We start from the raw sequence: 24,405 nt of genomic DNA, 5'->3' as shown, positions 1-24,405 counted from the left end.
CAATAAATATCCATATAATTCCAAAGACATTGACATCAGCATATGGACATTATAAGGTATGAAAGCCAGAATTTTTTAATCATAATTGTGGAGGCAGATCAATGAACCAGCGTTTTCGAATCACCCGTTCCATGCAGGAAAGTCCTGTGGAGCAATCCATTTCCCTGGAGGAGTGCAAAGATTACTTTGCATCCCAGCCAGACTTTTCGTATTCACGAGTGCTAATCATACAAGGTGCTGAGAGCACCATGTCGATCGAGGGAGATTTTTTCATGTGGAAGTATGCTGATGTAGAAATACCTTTTCGTCATTACATGGGTGATGTGTATGTGGCTATTTCCGATGAGGCTGTCGTGCCTAAGATGATTGAAATTGCAACAGATTTGCAAGCAGATGTGGTGGATGGGTGAAGAACTATTCACTATTCTTATTCTGCTGAAGGTAGTTGACTTCGTAGTATATCTTTACAGCAAATTGACAGTGCTGATTTCTGCCTGCTGACATCGAGTTACATAGATGTCAGCATTTTTGTTAATTATGTCAATATACTGGGAAGAATAATCCATACCATAAAATACATATTCCATTGGCTTGATGCTAAGAGACTTAACAGCTGGATCAACTAAAAGGGGAACATGCTAGGTTAGAGATGTTTCGCTGTTTCCCATTACGGAGGCAGTGCAAGCTGGTAAATTAGGCGAACAACCATTGATGGTAAAAAGCAGCGATTTAATTATTGCTTTGGATGGCGCATTAATGGAGATCTCCAGTTCGGAACAGTTTGGATTGTCAGGATGGGCTGTCAGCGCTCGTTTGTATGGGATGTTTAGCAAGGAAGACAGTGATGAGATTGTTTTGCGTAAAAAACTGGAGCTTCCCAACGGGTGAAGCATTTCGAATCATTTCCCTGCCTGACGCACACCATTTTGAATCGGTTAATGTGAACAGCTGCGGCAAGCCCTTGTCATTTAAAAGACGTGATGTACGAGGGCTTGACTGGATAACTGGTGAGTGGTTTCAAAAGATTCGTTTCCTGTCTGGTCACAGGGCAGAAGCTCACTCGGTTGTGATGCGCTCGGCAACAAAAACGATTCGATTCGTACACAGTATACATTCCACAACAAATGTTTCCGGTACGTTCGCTGTGGGAGTATTCACTTCATTCTTAAGGGTCAAGTCGCCAAAACTTTAAAATAGCAAGTCTCTTGCAACATGGAGACTTGCTATTTTGTATTTTCCGTTCATTAAATTTTGCGAAAAAAAATAGTTCCAAAGTTTTGAGTTTTCTAAAAATTTATATTTTTAAAGGGGAATAAAAACGTTTCTATTAATTAAAAAATAAAATTTATAGCTTAAATTAGAGGAAATTTAAGCTGAACTAAAATTTCAGGAGAAAAATTAAAGAAAATTCCGCATGTAAATTAGTTCAAAAGATCTATTAAAAGTCACTATCTATTTAAAAAGTGAAGAGTTATTAATTTTGAATCATTCCAGTTTAATGCAAATAAATTCCATGATATAGGTAATTAAAGAATATTGCTGAAAAAGTTGAAATTTGTCGGATAATGTCAGGAATATTTGTTATATTTGTGTTAATGGTATGTAACGTAAAATTTGTTTTGGCACAAGGGTTTTGGACTTTCTTGCAAGCCTACATCATTTTGATCTTATCAATTTATAAAATCAAAAATTTTGTTTTGAATCACGTTAACGGGTCATGGTCAGTATTCAATTTAATAAAAAAGTAAAATTCTTGCATTTTAAGATATGAAAATAATAGAATAATATGGGTTATTTATTGATTTCATGAAATCCATCAATTTGGAACTTATGTCCCATGCTAATCGGTTTTAAAGTTTGTATATTTAAAATAGCTAGAAAGTATTGGGAGGAAAAAAGGGATATAAGGATTTATTGTGAGATTTTGGACAGTAAGAGGATATTATATGTCGACTCGGTCATGTCTTGGTTTTAAAAACGTGATCCATCTGACTGAGAAGATCCAGTTATTTTGTTTCGCCCGACATGGGGGCTTTAAACCTGAATGGCTTACAGAACATGAAAGTTGTTCAACAGAAGCTCCATGGATATCAAGCAGAACAATATGCCCTCACGGCTTCCCGAAATGGCTTCATAAGTACATAAGCTGTTTTCTTTTTTAGAACTGTATGGGAGCACTGATTGTAATTGAAACAGCATGGCAGTTGTATAGGCAAAACTGCAAGATTCCCTGTCCATAGCATCATATCTGGTAAATCCGTCTCACATTTTCCGTATTCCAAAAGACTGCTCTATTATTTTTAAGGTATGCGAAATATATCCTTAACAGCCTGGGAAGCCCGTTGGCTCGTCCGATGACCATCATTTTTCATCCATGTACAAAATCAGGAAGTTGTAAGCGCAGTCGTGAGTATTTTTTTGTCCTTTCATCCTAGAATTACGCTCCTCACCACGCTGCAGCAGCTCATGTATCTCGCAGCATCGATACCCTCCAGCCAAGATTCAAACAGCACACAGCATGATACACTACGTTGTTAACACTGCGGCAACCATTCTACAACCCACCACCAAGATGTACTCTCAGCATAATTCAAAAATGTTCTCACTCCATGCACATATTCATACATCCAGAGTCAGAGTTATTTCACTATGTCCGCCCAACTAAAAAAGCTTGCACTGCGAAAGTGTGAGTGATGAAAAAGAGAGATGTGCTTGTTTCGATTCAGATTCAGCTCTTCGAAGACACCCATATCTCAATGGTATATCAGGAGTGGTCGCTTTTGCCGACTGTCATTGGCAATTTAATGCCGGTGAAAAGGTACGCATGACCAGTTCCTTGACAAGGACGGTCATTTATGAGGAGTTACTTTTTACCCACATCTATTTCGCGAGGAGAGATACGTATGACTCAGCACAATGTTCAATTGTTTGCATTAAGCCAACCACAGCAACGTATTTGGTACACGGAGCTTGTGTATCCCAATCGCAACACGTCCACGATTATTACCACTGTTAAAATCAAGGGAACAGTTCGAATAGATGCATTGCAGCAGGCAATGAACCGGGTGATTGCACAAAACGATTCTTTTCGTATCAAAATCACGGCTCGGGACGGCATCCCTTATCAATATGTGGAGCCGTTTGCTGCTCAAAGCATAGAAACGCTTCAGGTTACCCCGGAGGAAGCTGAGCTATGGGTCAGCCATCATAACGCACAGCCGTTCCCCTTGTTGGATTCGCAGCTGTATCGGTTTGTTATTTTGCGGTTGGGGGCAGAAGACACCTGGTTTAGTTTCAAAATGCACCATATTATTTCGGACGGCGTAACCATGGAGCAGGCCATTAATGAAATTACGGGGCATTATATGAATATTGTGCATGGTACAGGTTCAGATGCGTCGGCTCCAGCGAATTCATATCTCGATTTTATTCAGGTGGAGCAAAGCTATGAGCAATCGGAGCGCTATCAAAAGGACAAGACGTACTGGACGGAGAAATTTGCCGATTTGCCGGAGGTTACAGGTTTAAAATCATACAATCCACTTACGGTGAGTACGGCTGCACGCCGGGAGAACTATACACTGGAGCACGAATTATATCGTGGTGTCACGGCTTTTTGCGAGGCGAATAACATCAGTATTTTTACATTTTTCCTGGCTGCTCTGTATATTTATTTGCATAAAATGACAGGGGAACAGGATTTAACCGTGGGTACATTGTATGCTAACCGTACGTTGAAGAAGGAAAAAAATACAATGGGCATGTTCGTCAGCACTGTGGCTACACGTCTGCGGGTTGATCCGGAATCCGAGCTACTCACCTTCCTGCAAGGTGTTGGCAAGGAGCAGGCGTCCATTTTGCGGCATCAGCGTTATCCGTACAACAAAATCATGCAGGATTTGCGTGAACAGCAAAGCGGCACGGATATTCGCCGCCTGTTTGGCGTTACCATTCAATACCGTACACTGAGCTTCTCCCGTTTTGATGAAGCCGTTCAGCAGGTGCATACCGATTTCTGCGGAGATACGGTGAGTGACTTCGATATTGCCATGATAGACATGCTGGATGACGATAAACTTGTATTGCAACTGGATTATCGGACCGAGTTGTTCAGCGAGCAGGAGATCGCCCGAATTATTCGCCAATTCCTGAGTGTGGTAGAGCATATGGTGAAAGGGCCACAGAAGCGGATTCAGGAGTTGTCACTGATGAGTGACGAAGAGCGGGCACAAATTATGGATGTATTTAATGCGACAGCAGTGCCCTATCCACACAATGTGGGGATTCATGAGCTATTCGAGGAACAGGCAGAACGTACACCGGATCAGACAGCGGTTATGTTTGGAAATCAGTGTCTGACCTATCGGGAGCTGAATGAACGAGCGAATTCATTGGCCCGAATGCTTCAAGCACAAGGAGTAGGACCTGACAAACTGGTTGGTCTGATGGTGCAGCGCTCATTGGAAATGATCGTAGGTCTGCTGGCCGTTTTAAAAGCAGGTGGTGCATATGTGCCGATCGATCCCGAATTTCCGTCCTCTCGTATTGAATACATGCTGGAAGACAGCAAGGCCGAAGTGCTTCTGACCAGTCGTGATCTGGCAGAAGAACATCATTACATCGCCAATACCATGTTTCTTGAGGATGCAGCATTGTATCAGGGAGAAAGCGGTAACCTGGAGGCGATTGCCCGCCCAGAGCATCTGGCTTACGTCATCTATACCTCTGGTTCGACTGGAAATCCGAAAGGAGTTATGCTCCAGCATCGCTCGGTACTCAACTTTATTACCGGGATGCGTGAAATCATCGACTTTGAAGCGAACAAAACGATTTTGTCACTGACGACCATTTCATTCGATATTTTCGTATTGGAAACCATCCTGCCCCTGTTGAGTGGAATGACTGTTGTGCTTGGCGACCGCCAGCATCAGGTGAACCCTCAGGCGCTTGGTGAGTTGATTGCTCACCATCATATTGATATGTTGCAAATGACACCATCGCGGCTGCAAATGCTGATGGATCATGAATCAGGTTTCCGCGCGCTGCGAGACGTAAAGGAAATTATGGTCGGGGGTGAAGCCCTTCCGTCCAAGCTGCTCGCAGCACTGCGAGAAATAAACGGCCCCCGCATTTATAACATGTACGGACCTACAGAAACGACGGTTTGGTCGACCGTACAGGAACTGACTCATGCTCAAGACATTAATATCGGACGTCCTATCGCGAATACCCAAATCTATATCATGAATACGAGTGGGGAATTGCAGCCAGTCGGTGTGCCGGGCGAGTTATGTATTGCAGGGGAAGGACTGGCCCGTGGATATTGGAATCGCGAAGAACTGACGGCCGAGAAATTTGTGGATAATCCGTTTGCCGGAGGCAAAGTCGGGTATGAACGTATGTACCGTACAGGCGATTTGGCGAGATGGACGCTGGACGGCAACATTGAATATTTGGGACGGATGGACCACCAGGTGAAAATCCGGGGCTACCGGATCGAACTGGGCGAGATTGAATCGCAGCTATTGCAGGTGGAATCGGTACGAGAAGCGGTCGTCGTGGCCCATACGGACGAAACGGGTCAAAAACAACTCGTGGCGTACTATGTGGCGAGTCAAGAACTCGGAGCCAGCGAACTGAGAAGTGAGCTGGGGCGGGAGCTACCAAGCTATATGGTGCCGTCGTATTTCATTCAATTGGAGCAGATGCCGCTGACACCGAACGGTAAAATTGATCGTAAGTCCTTGCCAGCACCGGAAGGCAGCCTGCAAAGCGGAGCGGATTATGTAGAGCCACGCACTGCAACGGAACGGGCACTCGCAGCCGTCTGGCAGTCAGTCCTGGGCGTGCCAACCGTCGGAATGTTGGACAATTTCTTTGATCTGGGCGGCGATTCGATCAAGGCGATTCAAATCGTATCTCGTGCATTCCAGGCAGGCTACAAGCTGGACATGAAGGATCTGCTTCGGTATCCAAACGTTGCAGCATTGGCACCGCACATGCACGAGGCAAGTCATATGGCAGATCAGGGAGAAGTGAGCGGGGAAACAGCGTTGCTTCCGATCCAGCACGGGTTCTTTGAACAAGAGCAAGTGGATGCGCATCACTTTAATCAGGCGGTTATGCTGCACCGGGAGCAGGGCTTTGACGAAGCTGCTTTGCGTCAGGCGCTTATGCATTTGACGGAGCACCACGATGCACTGCGGATGGTGTTCAGGAAGACCGAGCAAGGCTATCAAGCGTGGAACCGCGGAATACAGGAAGGCGAGCTGTATCATCTGGACGTGCTGGACTTTAGGGATTTGACGGATGAAGCCATTCTGAGCTCGACGATTGAGGCGAAAGCAACTGAAATTCAAAACAACATAAACCTGTCCGAAGGACCGCTGGTAAATCTGGGTCTGTTCCGTTGCATCGATGGAGACCATTTGTTGGTAGCGATCCACCATTTGGTGGTCGACGGCGTGTCTTGGCGTATTTTGCTGGAAGATTTGGCAACCGGCTATGAGCAATCTTTACGGGGCGAGTCTGTCCGTTTGCCCAATAAGACGGATTCCTTCCGTCTGTGGGCTGATCAGCTGTCGACATATGCGAACAGTTCGGCTTTGGAGAAGGAGCGTGCGTACTGGCAACAGCTGGAGCAAGCGGCAGCTACACAAGCAGCTTTGCCCAAGGATTACACTTGCAAATCCGAGGTCAAGCCTCAGCTACGAGATGACCGCACACTGACCGTGGTATGGACTGTCGAAGAAACAGAACAATTTTTGAAGCAGGCACACCGGGCCTACAATACGGAAGCGAACGACCTGTTGCTGACAGCTCTGGGCACCGCAATTCAGGAGTGGGCAGGCATCCGTCAGGTGCTTGTAAATCTGGAGGGTCACGGACGGGAAGCCATTTTGCCGGATGTGGATATTACGCGTACGGTCGGTTGGTTTACCAGCCAATTCCCGGTTGTACTCGATATGGGCGAGGAACAGAATGTGGGACGGCGTGTCAAGAACGTCAAAGAAGGACTGCGCCGTTTGCCGCATAAAGGAATTGGATACGGGATTTTGAGATATCTTGCTGACGGGGAAGGGGAAGCCGCTTTTGTCGCCGAGCCGGAAATCAGCTTTAACTATCTCGGACAATTCGATCAGGATTTAAAGAATAATGCCTTTCGCATGTCTCCTTATTCCATCGGAGCTTCCATTAGTGACACGTTAACCAAGCGGTATGCTCTGGATATCAACGGCATGATCACGGACGGTGCACTGGAACTGACGATCAGCTACAGCAACAAAACATTCATGAAAAAGTCAATCAAAAAGCTGGCTGATCTGCTTCAGGAGAGCTTGCGTGAGGTATTGGCTCACTGTGTGGAAAAAGAGTTGCCAGAGCTGACGCCAAGCGACTTGTCCTTCCAAGGACTGACGGCTGGAGAGCTGGATCATATTGTAGAGCAGACGGCTACTGCGGGAGAACTAGAAAATATTTATTCGCTCACACCCATGCAAAAAGGCATCCTGTTCCACGGTTTAATGGAGCCGAAATCCGGGGCGTACTTTGAGCAGGCGACATTTGATCTGCAAGGTAGCTTTCAAGTGGAGGCTTTTGCCGAAAGCTTAAATCAACTGGTGGATCGCCATCAAATATTCAGAACGAATTTTTATAGCGGCTGGAATGAGCAGCCTTTACAGGTGGTGTACCGCCACAAACATGCCGGGTTCTGTTTTGAAGATGTGCGTTCAATCGGACAAGGAGAGCAGGACGCATACATTGCTGATTTTGCTGAGCGTGACAAAGTCGAAGGTTTTAATTTCAGCTCAGGCGAGCTGATGCGGGTGTCTGTTTTGCGTACAGGCGAGGAGTCGTACCGTTTTGTATGGAGCTTCCACCATATTTTGATGGACGGCTGGTGCTTGTTCCTGGTTGTGGGGGAAGCATTTAATACGTACTTTGCCATCCTCGAAGACCGCAAGCCGGAGCTTGTCCCGATAACGCCATACAGCGAATATATTGAATGGCTGGAGCGACAGGACAACGCGGAGGCTGAACGGTTCTGGAGTGATTACTTTGCTGGTTTCGAGCAGCAGACGGTATTGCCGCAGGCAAAACAGCTGGACGGTCACGCTAAAGAATATGAAGCGGACAAACTTTCGTTTACACTGGGCCGCGAAGTGACGGAACGGATGAACAAGCTGGTTAAGCAAAAGCAAGTGACGGTCAACACCCTTCTGCAAGCAGCATGGGGCGTTGTGCTGCAACGGTATAACAACAGTCGGGATGTTGTATTTGGCAGTGTCGTATCCGGCAGATCAGCGGATATTCCGGGCATAGACAAAATGATTGGTTTGTTCATTAATACGGTTCCTGTACGGATTCACAGTGAGAAAGATATGACGTTTGCTGCGTTAATGAAGCAGATACAGGAGCAGGCACTGGCTTCCCGTGCTTATGAAACCTATCCGTTGTATGAAATTCAGGCCCTGACAGAGCAAAAACAGGACCTGGTGAACCATATTATGGTGTTTGAAAACTACCCAGTGGAACAGCGTATGGAGCAAATGGGTAGCCGTGGTGAGAATGGTTTTACAATTACAAATGTTTCCGTATCGGAGCAAACGAACTATGATTTCAACATTACGGTTGTGCCGGGTGATGAAATTCATGTCCATTTAGAGTACAACGCGCGAGTATTGGAACGTACAGCTATAGAGCAAATCCGCGGGCATTTGCTGCATATGATTGAAGAAGCGATTAACAGACCAGATGCGCTGGTAGATGAGCTTGAGTTGGTGACTGCTTCGGAAAAAGCGAAAATCATCGACGGCTTTGGTTCCGTTGGTGTATCTGCATGGAGTGATGAAAAGCAATCAGAAGGGTTGTTCCACGCCTATGTGGAAGAACAAGCGCAGCTTGCGCCGGATCACGTGGCAGTTGTATACGAGGAGCGGCAGCTTACATACCGTGAGCTGAACGAGCGTGGGAACCAACTTGCTCGTAGATTGCGGAATGAAGGCATTGGGCGCGAATCCATTGTTGGTATTTTGAGCGAGCGCTCGGTGGACATGCTGGTCGGCGTATTGGCAGTATGGAAAGCCGGCGGGGCATATGTACCGTTAGATGCGGATTATCCGTCCGAACGTATCCGCTTTATGCTGGAGGACAGCGGTGCGACAGTGCTACTGACGCAAACTGGCTTGCAGGAGCGCGCGCAGGCATGGCTGGAGGAAAGCCGACAGGCTTTGGCCGGAGGGCAGTCTGAGGGCGAGCTGGAAACGGCGGTTAGCATTGAAACGATGGAAAGAGACAGCCTTAATGAGGGATTAAGCTTGAAATCAGATTCGTCATCTAATAGCGAAGCAGCATCCGAATCCGCAGCGAACTTGCGTCTGCACACCGTACTGGCGCTGGACGATGAGTCGTTGTACACCGGGGATGCCACGGATGTAGAACCTATCAATGAGCCGCAGGATCTGGCGTATGTGATCTACACGTCCGGTACAACGGGACGCCCGAAAGGGGTCATGATCGAGCATCACAGTTTGGTAAACACAGCCGCGGCATACCGCCGGGATTACCGTTTGAACCAGTTCCCGGTACGATTGCTGCAACTGGCAAGTTTCTCCTTCGACGTGTTTGTCGGTGATATCGCGCGGACGCTCTATAACGGTGGCACGATGGTCATCTGCCCGAAAGACGACCGGATTGACCCAAGCCGTCTGTACGGCTGGATTCACGACTACCAGATTACGGTGTTCGAATCGACCCCGGCCCTGATTGTACCGTTCATGCAGCATGTACATGAACAGGGACTGGACATGAGCAGTCTGGAACTGCTGATCACCAGCTCGGACAGCTGCAGCGTGACGGATTATCGGGTGCTGCAAGAACGGTTTGGCGCGGATGTTCGTATTATGAACAGCTACGGCGTCACGGAAGCGGCGATCGACTCCAGCTTCTACGACGAAGAACTGTCGAAGCTGCCAAGTAGCGGCAATGTACCGATTGGTCAGGCGTGGCTGAACGCACGGTTTTACATCTTGGACAGCCAGTTGAATCCGGTGCCGATCGGCGTGCTGGGCGAGCTGTGCATTGGCGGTGCCGGGGTGGCACGGGGATACCTGAACCGTGCGGACCTGACGGCCGAGAAGTTCGTGGCCAATCCGTACGTACCGAGTGAACGATTGTACCGCACAGGTGACTTGGCGCGGTGGATGCCGGACGGCAATGTGGACTTTATCGGCCGGATGGATTATCAAGTGAAAATCCGGGGCTACCGGATCGAGCTGGGCGAGATTGAAACGGCGATCCAGCGGGTGCCGGGTGTGCGTCAAGCGGTAGTCATCGACCGGACGGATGAGCGTGGACACAAGTATTTGTGCGGATACATCACAGGAGAAGCCGAGCTGCGGATCGAGGAGGTACAGGCCGAGCTGGAAGCAGCACTGCCAGCACATATGGTACCTGCACGCTTGATGCGACTGGAGACGATCCCACTGACGAGCAACGGCAAAATCGACCGCAAGGCCTTACCGGAACCGGAAGGAAGCATCCATACGGGTGCAGCTTATGTGGCACCGCGTACCACGGTAGAACAGGTTTTAGCTTCAGTGTGGGCCGGGGTGCTGGGTGTCGAAACGGTAGGCACGCAGGATAACTTCTTTGAACTGGGTGGCGATTCGATCAAAGCGCTGCAAGTATCCTCCCGATTGCTGCAAGCAGGTTATCGACTGGACATGAAAGACCTCTTCAGCAATCCGACGGTAGCGTCACTCAGTCCTTTACTTCGTACAGATGGCAAGATGGCCAGTCAGGAAGAAGTCGTAGGCCAGGTGGAACTGACACCCATTCAGCGGTGGTTCTTCGAGCAGCGGCCGGCTGACCTGCACCACAGCAACCAGGCGATGATGCTGTATCGAGCTGGGCGCTTTGACATAGAAGCGTTGCGCCGTACGGTGGAACGTATTGTCCAGCATCATGACGCATTGCGCACTGTATTCCGTGAGACGGAGCAGGGTTATGTCGCTTGGAACCGCAGTGTGGAGGAAGGCGAGCTATACACGCTGGACATTATAGATTTTAGCGGAGTGGAAGACGAATTCACCGCTGTAGAAGCTAAGGCGAGCGAAATTCAAGCGAGCATTCATTTGAGCGAGGGTCCGCTTGTGAAGCTTGGTTTGTTCCATTGCGCTGAGGGCGATCATTTGCTAATCGTCATTCATCATTTGGTTGTGGACGGTGTATCGTGGCGTATTTTGCTGGAGGATTTGGCATCCGGTTATGAGCAGGCTGTTGCAGGTAAAACAGGCACAACTATTCGACTGCCGCATAAAACAGATTCTTTCCAGGTATGGGCCAAACAGCTGTCAGCCTACGCGAATCGTGCGACGATGGAGCGGGAGCTAGCCTACTGGCAGCATATCGAACAGGCGGAAGCCAGCCTCGCGAAGCCTCTGCCGAAGGATTTTGCAAATGACAATGCACGGCTTGGAGACAGCGAGGTAGTGACAGTCAGCTGGACGAAGCAGGAAACCGAGCAGTTGCTCAAACAAGCTCATCGCGCGTACAACACGGAAATGAATGACCTGCTGCTGGCTGCGCTCGGAAAAGCCGTGTATGAATGGTCTGGTTCCGAACGGGTGCTGGTCAACCTGGAGGGCCATGGACGGGAAGCTATTGTACCCGACGTAGATATTACGCGGACGGTCGGTTGGTTTACGAGCCAGTTCCCGGTTGTACTGGATGGAAGTCTGGGACAAGGGGGAAATACCGCTCGTCTGATCAAACGGATTAAGGAAGGGCTGCGTCATATTCCGCAAAAAGGCATCGGTTATGGTATTTTGCGATACCTGTCAGATATGAATGTGCTGGAAAAAGCAGGCGTACAGTTACAGGCGCAGCCTGAGATCAGTTTTAACTATCTGGGCCAATTCGATCAGGACTATAAAGGCAATGATCTACAGCCTTCCTCCTATTCCATCGGTGTACCAGTTAGCACGAACGCGGCTATGGATTTTGCACTAGATATCAATGGATTAATCGAGGATGGGGAGCTGATGTTCACTATTCGCTACGGCACAACGCAGTTCCGTCATGACACGATTGCACGGCTGGGAGAGCTGCTAGCATCCGGCTTGCGTGAAGTCATTCATCATTGTGTAGCCCAAGATAGAACGGTGTTGACCCCAAGTGATGTCTTGTTAAAACATGTAACGCTGGACGAGCTGGAGCAATTGGTGAAAGATACACAAGATATGGGTGAACTAGAAAATGTGTATGCTTTGACGCCGATGCAAAAGGGTATGCTCTTCTTCAGTCTAATGGATGAGAGTTCGGCAGCTTATTTTGAGCAGGCCACCTTTGAATTGAATGGACGGTTTGATGTGGTTACTTTCGGTAAGAGCTTTGATCTGCTCGTACAACGTCATGAGGCGTTACGGACGAACTTTATCAGTTCATGGAAGGATGAGCCTGTGCAGGTCGTTTTCCGCAATCGCAGCGGAGAGTTGTACTATGAAGACCTGCGCGGACTGGAAAAAGAAGAACGAGTAGCGCGTGTTGAGGCTTTTACCCTTGCCGATAAAGCGAAAGGATTCAATCTCGCAGAAGATGCACTCATTCGTATTTCGATCCTGCAAACCGGGGATGAAACATATCACTTTATCTGGAGCTTCCATCATATTTTGATGGATGGCTGGTGCTTGTCCTTTATGACACAGGAGGTATTCGGCAGCTATCTGGCACTGCGCGCGGGTCATAAGCCCGTACTGGAGCCTGTTACGCCGTTCAGTCGATTTATTGAATGGCTGGAACGTCAGGACCGTGAGGCGGCCCTGCAGTACTGGAGCAGATATCTGGAAGATTATGAGCAGCAAATTACGCTCCCGCAGCAAAAAATACAGCCTAAATCGATGCACACCGGGGAATATGTTGCTGAAGACCTGGATTGCGAATTCCAGCCGGAGCTGGTTGCCCAGATCGAACAAGTGGCGAAGCAAAATCAGGTGACGATCAATACGCTGATTCAGACGGTATGGGGCGTCTTGTTGCAAAAATATAATAATAGTTCGGATGTTGTGTTCGGCAGCGTTGTGTCCGGTCGCCCAGGGGATATTCCAGGTGTGGAGCACATGATTGGGCTATTCATTAACACGATTCCAGTGCGCGTGCAGTCTGAACAAGGTGAAACCTTTGTCGAGCTGATGAAACGAACACAGCAGCAGGCGCTGGCTTCCAATGCCTACGATGCGTTCCCGCTGTATGAAATTCAAGCACTGACCGAGCAGAAGCAGGATTTAATCAATCATATTATGATATTTGAAAATTATCCGGTGGAGCAGCAGGTAGAGCAGTTGGGCAGTGATGGACAGGATAAATTTACGATTTCGAACGTGGTGTCTACAGAGGCAACCAACTATGATCTGAACGTCGTCGTTATGCCAGGTGAAGGCATCAAGATTCGTTTTATGTATAACACGCTCAGCTTTGATCAAGCAGGTATTGAGCGTCTGTATGGGCATTTTGCACGCCTGCTGGGGCAAATTTCGCTCAATCCGCATGTTCGTGTTGAAGAGCTGGAACTACTCACAGCAGCGGAAAAACAACAGATTACAGCGGCATTTAATGACACCGCTTGTGCTTTTCCGTCTCATCAGACGATCCATCAGCTGTTCGAGGAGCAGGTAGAATATACGCCAGATCAGGTGGCATTGGTGTTTGGACATCAGAGTCTGACTTATCGGGAACTGAATGAACGGGCAAATTCATTGGCCCGAATGCTTCAAGCACAAGGAGTAGGACCTGACAAACGGGTCGGACTGATGGTACAGCGTTCAGTGGAAATGATCGTAGGTCTCCTGGCTGTTCTCAAAGCAGGTGGTGCTTATGTGCCGATTGATCCCGAATTTCCGTCCTCTCGTATTGCATACATGCTGGAAGATAGCGAGGCCACAGTGCTTCTGACCAGTCGTGATCTGTTGGAAGAGCATCATTGCAACGCCAATGCCATATTTCTTGAGGATGCAGCCTTGTATCAGGGAGAAAGCGGTAACCTGGAGACGATTGCCCGGCCAGAGCATTTGGCTTATGTCATCTATACGTCGGGTTCGACTGGAAATCCGAAAGGAGTTATGCTCCAGCATCGCTCGGTCCTCAACTTTATTACCGGAATGCGCGAAGTCATTGACTTTGAAGCGAGCCAAACCATTTTGTCACTGACGACTATTTCATTCGATATTTTCGTCTTGGAAACCATCTTGCCCCTGTTGGGTGGAATGACGGTGGTGCTTGGTGACCGCCAGCATCAGGTGAATCCGCAGGCGCTGGGTGAATTGATTACTCAACATTCGATTGAGATGTTGCAAATGACCCCATCCCGGTTACAAATGCTGCTAGGTCATGAAGCAGGTTCCCGCACACTGCAAAGCGTGAAGGCCATTATGGTCGGGGGTGAGGCCCTTCCGTCCAAGTTGCTCGTAGCACTGCAAGAAATAAACGGTCCTCGCATTTATAACATGTACGGACCTACAGAAACGACGGTGTGGTCGACCGTGCAGGAACTGACCCATGCGGAGCACATTAACATTGGACGCCCCATCGCGAATACCCAAATCTATATCATGAATGCGAATGGAGAATTGCAGCCCGTCGGCGTACCGGGTGAGTTATGTATTGCAGGGGAAGGATTGGCCCGTGGGTATTGGAAACGTGAAGAACTGACGGCCGAGAAATTTGTGAATCATCCGTTTGCTGATGACAAGTCAGACCATGAGCGGATGTATCGTACAGGCGATTTGGCCAGATGGATGCCGGACGGCAACATTGAATATTTGGGTCGGATGGACCATCAGGTCAAAATCCGGGGCTACCGGATCGAACTGGGCGAGATCGAATCGCAGCTGCTGCAGGTGGAGTCGGTACAAGAAGCGGTCATCATGGCACGCACGGACGAAACGGGCCAAACACAGCTCGTGGCGTACTACGTGGCGAGTCAAGAGCTTGGAGCGGGTGAGCTGAGACATGAGCTGGGGCGGGAGCTGCCAAGCTATATGATGCCGTCGTATTTCATTCAGTTGGAGCAGATGCCGCTGACACCGAACGGTAAAACCGACCGCAAGTCCCTGCCAGCACCGGAAGGTAGCCTGCAAAGCGGAGCGGATTATGTAGAGCCGCGCACTGCACCGGAACGGGCACTCGTAACGGTCTGGCAATCCGTCCTAGGCGTGCCAACCGTCGGTATTTTAGACAATTTCTTTGACCTGGGCGGCGATTCGATCAAGGCGATTCAAATCGTATCCCGTGCGTTCCAGGCAGGCTACAAGCTGGACATGAAGGATTTGTTCCGCTATCCCCTCGTCGCAACCCTGGCACCGCATATGCACGAGGTCAGTCGTATGGCAGATCAGGGAGAAGTGAGCGGAGAAACGGCGTTGCTTCCGATCCAGCATGGGTTCTTTGCGCAGGCGCAAGTGGATGCGCATCACTTTAATCAGGCCGTTATGCTGCACCGGGAGCAGGGGTTTGACGAAGCTGCTTTGCGTCAGGCGCTTGGCAAACTAGCAGAGCACCATGATGCACTGCGGATGGTGTTCAGCAAGACTGAGCAAGGCTATAAAGCATGGAACCGCGGAATACAGGAAGGCGAGCTGTATCATCTGGACGTGCTGGACTTTAGGGATTTGACGGATGAAGCCATGCTCAGCGCAGCAATGGAGGCAAAATCCACTGAAATTCAAAGCAGTATCCAACTGCATGAAGGACCGCTGTTAAAGGCTGGTTTGTTCCGCTGTGCCGATGGGGATCATCTGCTGATGGTGATTCACCATTTGGTGGTGGACGGGGTATCCTGGCGTATTTTGTTTGAGGATTTGGCCACTGCCTATGAACAGGTCGTTCATCAGGAAGTGCTTCAGCTGCCGGACAAAACGGATTCCTTCCGTTCCTGGTCACAAAAACTTTCCACCTATGCGAATAGCACAGCTATGGAAAGTGAACACGCCTACTGGGAGCAATGGAACGCAGCCGCTTGGGCTGACCAAGTACGTTTGCCTGAGGATCAAGCGCAGGCTGAGCCCTTTACCTTGGCTGACACGGATACAGTGGTCGTCCAGCTTACGGAGGAAGAGACATCAAAATTATTGAAGCAAGCACACCGCGCATATAACACGGAAGTGAATGATCTGCTTCTGACGGCATTGGGCATGATGCTGTACACGTGGACGGGTCATGAACGCAGTCTGATTCATTTAGAGGGACACGGGCGTGAGAACATTTTGCCGGATACGAACATTTCTCGTACGGTAGGCTGGTTTACGAGTCCATATCCGGTATTGCTGGACATCGGTCGTGATCCCGCTTGGTCAGAACGCATCAAACAGGTCAAAGAGAGTCTGCGCCATATTCCGAATAAAGGACTGGGCTACGGAATCTGGAGATATTTGAGTGAATCCGGCCAAGTCGCCAGTCAGCAAGCAGATACACTGAACCCTGGTCAACAGCAAGCTTTTGCCGAGCCGCAAGTGAGCTTCAATTATCTCGGACAGCTGGATCAGGACTTGCCAAACAGCGATATGCGTAGGTCTCCTTACTCAATTGGATCAGTCGTTAGTGACCGGACGAAGATGAAATATGCTCTCGATGTGAGCGGGATCGTAACGAACGGCATCCTGGAACTGGACATTCGGTATAACGGCAAAGCCTTCCGTAAGGACACCGTCCACATGCTGGCTAATCTATTAAAATCCAACCTGCTTGAAATGATCGAGCATTGTGTCACACGGGAGCGGACCGAATTGACTCCAAGTGATGTATTGCTAAAAGGTCTGACCCTGGAGCAATTAGATACGATTAAGGAGCAGACCAAGACGGTTGGGGAATTGGAAAATGTGTACCCGTTGACCCCTATGCAAAAGGGTATGCTGTTCCATAGTTTGATGAATGCAGAAACAGGCGTGTATTTTGAACAGGCAACCTTTGATCTGGAGGGGTACTTTGAAACGTCCCTATTCGAGGAAAGTCTGAAGCTGCTGGTTAGCCGGCATGCTATATTACGGACGAATTTCTACAGTGGCTGGTATGGTCAACCGTTGCAGATTGTCTATCGTCATAAAAATTTGAGCTTCTTTTATGAGGATGTCAGAGGGCGCGAACACGCTGTAGCTGAATTTGTGACCCAGGATAAAGCTCGAGGCTTTGATCTAAGCAAGGATGCGCTTATGCGCGTAGCCGTCTTCCGCACGGGTGAAAGCTCATACCGTTTTGTATGGAGCTTCCATCATATTGTGATGGACGGATGGTGCCTGTCCCTGATGACGGACGAAGTGTTTGGGGCATATGTTGCCTTGCTGGAGCACAAGCAGCCAGAGCTCGCACCTGTCAAGCCGTATAGTGACTATATCGAATGGTTGGAACATCAGGATGCACAGGAAGCGACCCGTTATTGGAGTGACTATTTGGCAGGTTTTGAGCAGCAAACCTTGTTGCCTGGGGAGAACGCACAAGCTTCTGTCGTCGCACGGGATGAAGAACCGGACAGAAGTGGTGAAAGTTCAAATGCCGGCTATGTTTTGGAAAAGCTACCCTTTAGGTTGGGTAAAGAACGGACTGCGGCATTAAACCAAATGGCCAAGCAACAACATGTCACGATTAACACATTGCTGCAAAGCGTGTGGGGCGTTATTTTACAGCAATACAATAATCATCAGGATGTTGTGTTTGGTGGTGTGGTATCCGGTCGTCCGGCAGACCTTCCAGGCGTGGAGAACATGATCGGACTGTTTATCAATACTATACCGGTGCGGATTCAAAGTGAATGGAATGCTACATTTGCTGAAATATTGCAGCGCACCCAGGAACAGTCTTTGGCCTCCAGTGTCTATGATACGTTCCCGCTATACGATATCCAGGCACTGACTGAACAAAAACAAGACCTGATTCATCACATTATGGTCTTTGAAAACTACCCGATCGGGCAACAGATGAAGCAGATGGGCGGTTCCGGCGAGACAAAGGCACAAACAGGCTTCTCGATTGCCAATGTGGCACTTGCCGAGCAAACCAACTACGATTTCAACCTGATTGTCGTGCCTGATGAGGATATCTCTATCCTGCTTGAATACAATGCTCTCGTGTATAGCCGGTCTGCCATGCAGCGTATCCAGGGCCATATCGACCATGTCATCGGACAAATTGTGGACAATCCGAATATCCGAGTGAATGAGCTGGAATTGGTAACCCCGCAAGAACAGGCACAGATCGTTCAGGTTTGGGGAGATACGGCGGCAGCCTATCCGCAGGATCAAACGCTAAGTGCACTGTTCGAGCAGCAGGCAGCGAAAACACCGGATCAGGTGGCAGTGTTGTGCGGAGCGGAATCGTTGACCTACGCGGAGTTGAATGAGCGCGCGAACCGTTTGGCCCGGACGCTGCGTGCGGAAGGTGTTCAGCCGGATCAGCCTGTAGGCATTTTGGTTCACCGCTCGCTGGACATGATCGTCGGCATCTATGCGATCCTCAAGGCAGGCGGGGCCTACGTACCCATCGATCCAGAATATCCGGCGGACCGCATCCGCTTTATGCTGGAGGACTCGGAAGCTAAGCTGGTGCTGACGCAATCGCATTTGGCGGAGCAAGCGTCACTGAGTTTCGACGGCCAGGTGCTGGTGTTGGATCGTCATGCGCAGGATGGCCAAGACATTTACCACGAAGACGGTTCGAATCTGGAGCCACTGGCTGGCCCACACCATGTAGCCTATGTTATCTATACGTCCGGTTCCACGGGAAAACCGAAGGGCGTGATGGTGGAGCACCATTCCGTGCTGAACCGAATTTTGTGGATGCATGATCGATACGGCTTGAGTGCGGAAGATACGATCCTGCAAAAGACGGCCTTCACGTTCGACGTGTCGGTGTGGGAGCTGTTCTGGTGGTCGCTGGTCGGCTCGAAGGTGAGTCTGTTGTCCGTTGGCGGGGAAAAGAACCCGGAAGACATCGTTGACACGATTGCCCGCGATGGCGTGAGCACAATGCACTTTGTTCCCGCCATGCTGCATGCGTTCCTGGAGTACGTGGAGCAGCAGCCACGGGAAGTGATGCAAACGAAGCTGGCAACGCTGCGCCATGTCTTTGCCAGCGGCGAAGCATTGCCGCCGCAGCATGTCGCCCGGTTCCAGCGGCTTGTGTCGAGCCTGGCCGGAGCGAAGCTGATCAACCTGTATGGTCCAACCGAAGCGACGGTAGACGTATCGTACTTCGATTGCGAGCCGGATGAGGAATATGGAGTTATTCCGATCGGGAAACCGATTCAGAATATTCGTCTGTACATTGTGAAGGAAGGCACGGAGCAATTGCAGCCGATTGGGGTTGCAGGAGAACTGTGCATCGGCGGTGTCGGCGTAGCCCGAGGCTATCTGAACCGTCCGGAGCTGACGGCAGAGAAATTCGTAGCCGATCCGTTTGCCGGCGGGGAAGCCGGCTATGAACGGATGTACCGCACAGGCGATTTGGCGAGATGGATGCCGGACGGGAACATTGAATATCTGGGCCGGATCGACCATCAAGTCAAAATCCGGGGGTACCGGATTGAGCTGGGCGAGGTCGAATCGAAGCTGCTCCAAGTGGAATCGGTACGAGAAGCGGTCGTCGTGGCTCGTGTAGACGAAACGGGCCAAAAACAAATGGTGGCGTACTATGTCGCGGGGCAAGAAATGGGTGCCAGCGAGCTGAGAAGTGAGCTGGGCCGGGAGCTGCCAAGCTACATGGTGCCATCGTACTTTGTACAGCTGGAGCAGATGCCGCTGAGTCCAAATGGCAAAATCGACCGCAAGGCCCTGCCAGTACCGGAAGGCAGCCTGCAAACCGGAGCGGATTATGCTGAGCCGCGTACCGCGCAAGAACGTGCTCTGGCAGCGGTCTGGCAGTCAGTACTGGGACTACAGACTGTCGGTATTTTGGACAATTTCTTTGATCTGGGCGGCGATTCGATCAAGGCGATCCAAATCGCATCCCGTGCGTTCCAGGCTGGCTATAAGCTGGACATGAAGGATTTATTCCAGTATCCAACGGTTGCAACACTGGCACCGCATATGCACGAGGTCAGTCGTATGGCAGATCAAGGAGAAGTGAGCGGGGAAACCGCTTTGCTTCCGATCCAGCATTGGTTCTTTGCGCAGGAGCGCGAGCGTCCGCAGCACTTTAATCAGGCGGTCATGCTCTATCGTGCCGAGGGCTTTGATGAGACGGCGGTTCGCCAAGTCATGGATCACATCGTGAAGCATCATGATGTGCTTCGTACGGTTTTCCATCAGGATTCCTCTGGTTATACGGCTTGGACACGCGGTGTAGATGAAGGCGCGTTGTATACGCTGGAAACGATGGATTACCGTGAACAAGCATCCTATGCGGAAGCGCTGGAAGCGAAGGCAAATGAAATTCAAAGCAGCATCCACCTGTCCGAAGGACCTCTGGTCAAGCTGGGATTGTTCCGCACAGCCGAGGGCAATCATTTGCTCATAGCCATTCACCATTTGGTGATAGATGGGGTATCGTGGCGGATTCTGTTTGAAGATTTCTCTACTGGCTACGAACAGGCGATCAAGGGCGAGCCTGTACGATTGCCCTATAAAACGGATTCCTTCCAAACATGGGCACGGGAGTTGTCGTCTTACGCCAACCGTTCAGAGGCTGCATCGGATGAAGCCTACTGGCAGCAGCTGGAACAGGCCAAAGCGAAAGCGGCACCGCTGCCTAAGGATTTCGCCTACGAGGGCTCCTTGAATGCAGACAGCGAAGTGCTGACGGTGGAGTGGACCGAGGCTGAAACGGAGCAACTGCTAAAGCAGGCACATCGCGCCTATAACACCGAGGTCAATGATTTGCTATTGACCGCGTTAGGATTGGCGATGCACAACTGGACAGGCGCAGGACAGGTGCTGGTGAATCTGGAGGGACATGGCCGGGAAGCAATCCTGCCAGAGGTGGATATTACACGTACAGTAGGCTGGTTTACGAGCTTGTATCCGGTGCTGCTGGACACAGATGTCAACCTGACGCTGGCCCAGCGGATTAAAGAAACGAAGGAAGGTCTGCGCCGGATTCCACATAAAGGGCTGACGTATGGCACATGGCGCTACTTGTCCCCTGCGTTCGCATCGGATGAAGCGCAGGCGATTGGAGCAGAACCGGAAATCAGCTTTAACTACTTGGGGCAGGTCGATCAGGATGTGCAAAACAGTGGAATCACATGGTCATCCTATAGCGCAGGGGATACAGAGGATGCCCATTCACCGTTACTGTACACGCTGGATTTGAATGCGATGATCTCGGAAGGCACGCTGCGCTTGACGATCGCTTACAGCCGTAAGCAGTATCGCCAAGAAACGCTGGAACGTGTGGCGGGACTGCTGCAATCCGCTTTGCAAGAGGTGATTGCGCATTGCGTCGCTCAGGAACAGCCGGAGCTGACGCCGAGTGATGTGTCCTTCAAAGGTCTGACGACTGGAGAGTTGGAACAAATTGCGGAACAGGCGGCACATATCGGTGAGCTGGAAAATGTATACGCACTGACGCCGATGCAAAAGGGGATGCTCTTTTACAATCTGATGGATTCGCAATCAGGAGCTTATTTTGAACAGGCCTCCTTTGATCTGCGAGGACATTTTAATATCGCTGCATTTGCGGCAAGTTTGGATGTATTGGTGCAGCGGCATACGGTACTGCGCACGAACTTTTACAGTGGCTGGAAAGATGAACCGCTTCAGGTCGTGTATCGGAATAAGCGCAGCGAACTGTATGTAGAGGATTTGCGGGATATGGAGCAAGAGCAGCAAAACGAGTACATCCTCGAATATACGCGTAAAGACAAGCAAAGAGGCTTTGATCTGGCGCAAGATGCTTTGATGCGTGTGGCCGTTTTGCGCACAGGTGAGGATGCGTACCGTTTTGTATGGAGCTTCCATCATATCGTGATGGACGGCTGGTGCTTGTCGCTGGTGACAGGCGAAGTGTTTGCGAGTTATTTTGCGATACTGGCTCATAAGCAGCCGGAACTGGCCCCTGTAACGCCGTACAGTCAATATATCGAATGGCTGCAGCAGCAGGATCGTCAGGCCGCATCAGGTTACTGGAGCAAGGTTCTGGAAGGATATGAGGAACAGTCCCGCCTGCCACAGGCTAAAATGCAGGGCAAAACGGGGTATCAGGCGGAGCGTCTGGATTTTGACTTGGGCGCGGATCTAACGGCAGGCATTCAGCGCATAGCCAAGCGTTATCAGGTAACGATCAATACATTGATGCAGACCGTTTGGGGCCTGTTGCTGCAAAAATATAATGGCACAGATGATGTGGTGTTTGGCAGCGTGGTATCTGGACGTCCGGCAGACATTCCGAATGTGGAGCACATCATTGGTCTGTTTATCAATACCATTCCTGTACGCATCCGCAGTCAAGTGGACAGCTTATTCTCAGACGTGATGAAGCAAACCCAAGAGCAATCGATTGCTTCCCATACCTATGATACGTATCCGTTGTATGAAATTCAGGGGCTATCGGAGCTTAAGCAGGATTTGATCAATCATATTCTTATTTTTGAGAACTATCCGGTAGAGGAACAATTGGAGCAATTAGGTAGCAGTGATGAGTCCAGCTTCAGCATCACCGGAGCCGAGTCTGTCGAGCAGACCAACTATGACTTTAACCTGGTGGTGCTGCCAGGGAACACCATTCATATGAGCTTTGGGTATAATGCCCTGGCCTTTGAACGGGAAAGTGTAGAGCAAATTCGAGGTCATCTGGTACAGCTGCTGGAACAGGTGACAGCGAAGCCGGACATTCGCGTGTATGAGCTGGATATGGTAACCACGCGGGAACGTGAGCAAATTCTCAGCGTATGGGGAGATACGGCGACCGAGTATCCAAGCGAGCAAACGATCCATGGCTTGTTCGAGGCGCAAACCGCGCAGACGCCGGAGCAGACAGCCTTGTTCTTTGAAGGAGAGCAATTAACCTATCGCGAGCTGAATGAACGCGCCAATCGATTAGCTCGTACCTTGCGCAGTCAAGGCGTGACGAAAGATCGTTTGGTGGGTCTGATGACTGAGCGGTCGGTGGACATGATCGTAGGTATCTTCGGGATTTTAAAAGCCGGAGGTGCATATGTACCCATCGATCCAACCTATCCGGAAGAGCGTATCCGCTATATGCTGGATGACTCGGGTGCGAAGCTGCTGTTGACACAAGGTCATCTGGTGGACAAAGCAGTTATCGATGGCCAAGTGCTGGTGCTGGATGGAGCGCAAACGGTGTATCACGAGGATGGTTCCAACCTGGAGCGGTGGTCCGGTCCGAACGATTTGGCGTATGTGATCTACACGTCGGGTACAACGGGGCAGCCGAAGGGCGTGATGCTGGAGCATCACGGGCTGTGCAATCTGAAAACGTATTTTGATCAGACACTCAAGATCCGTACGTCGGATCATGCGCTGCTGTTCGCCAGCTATTCGTTTGATGCGGCTTGCTGGGAAATCTTCCAGGCGTTGTTCTGTGGAGCCACGTTATATGTGCCAACGACAGAAACGATTTTGAACTACGAGCGGTTTGAGCAATATATGGCGGATCATCAGATCACGGTGGCCGCTTTGCCGCCGACCTATGCGGTGTATCTGGAGCCAGAACGGATGCCAAACCTGCGTATTTTGTTTACGGCGGGTTCAGCATCCTCAACCGAGCTGGTATACAAGTGGAAAGATCAGGTGGCGTACTACAACGGCTACGGTCCCACCGAAAACTCAGTGGCGACGTCGATCTGGCCCGTATCCGAGGATGAGAGAGCCGGACAACTGATTTCCATCGGACGCCCTGTGCCGAATCATCGGGTGTACATGGTGGATGTGTATGGACATTTGGCTCCGGTCGGCGTAGCGGGTGAGCTGTGCGTGTCCGGTCCGGGTCTGGCGCGTGGTTATCTGGATCGTCCAGAGCTGACGGCGGAGAAATTTGTAGCGAACCCGTTTGCGGTTGGGGAAGCAGGCTATGAACGAATGTACCGTACGGGTGACTTGGCGAGATGGATGCCGGACGGCAACATCGAATATTTGGGCCGGATCGACCATCAGGTGAAAATCCGGGGCTACCGGATCGAGCTGGGCGAAGTCGAGGCACAAATATTGAAAGTGGAAGATGTGCAAGAGGTCATCGTGCTGGCCCAAGCGGACGAGCAGGGGCAGAACCAACTGGTGGCGTACTATGTTGCTGAACGGGAAGTAAGCGCGGGTGAGCTACGCAGCTTACTGGGCGAGGAGCTACCAAACTACATGGTGCCTTCGTATTTCATCCAGCTAGAGCAAATGCCACTGACGCCGAACGGTAAAATCGACCGCAAGGCCCTGCCGGCACCAGAGGGCAGTCTGCAAAGCGGAGCGGATT

3 protein-coding genes (1 of these 3 cut by a window edge) are annotated in these 24,405 nt (G+C 50.2%); all 3 read left to right on the top strand.

Annotated elements, in window-relative coordinates; all coding sequences use genetic code 11:
• Window positions 1-101: 101 nt before the first annotated feature.
• On the top strand, window positions 102-410 hold the full coding sequence (locus MHB46_RS01735; RefSeq protein ID WP_025723019.1) for a hypothetical protein: 309 nt from the start codon (window positions 102-104) through the stop codon (window positions 408-410).
• 298 nt (window positions 411-708) lie between these two features.
• Entirely contained in the window at window positions 709-888 is a 180-nt protein-coding gene (locus MHB46_RS01730) for a hypothetical protein (RefSeq protein ID WP_341161395.1), read from the top strand.
• A gap of 2,015 nt (window positions 889-2,903) precedes the next feature.
• Window positions 2,904-24,405: the 5' portion of a non-ribosomal peptide synthase/polyketide synthase gene (locus MHB46_RS01725; RefSeq protein WP_341161394.1), read on the top strand. It continues 20,819 nt past the right edge of the window; 21,502 of the gene's 42,321 nt are visible here — the first part of the coding sequence; the start codon lies at window positions 2,904-2,906; its stop codon lies beyond the right edge, outside the window.

It is taken from the genome of Paenibacillus sp. FSL H7-0703, from assembly GCF_038003485.1.
In the GTDB taxonomy this organism is placed as follows: domain Bacteria; phylum Bacillota; class Bacilli; order Paenibacillales; family Paenibacillaceae; genus Paenibacillus; species Paenibacillus polymyxa_B.
Note: the sequence above shows the minus strand (reverse complement) of the source record. Positions and strands in the feature narration are given on the sequence as shown.

Bases quoted from the DNA above. Each gene is read 5' to 3' on its own strand.
- MHB46_RS01735 (WP_025723019.1), top strand. From the start codon at position 102: ATGAACCAGCGTTTTCGAATCACCCGTTCCATGCAGGAAAGTCCTGTG.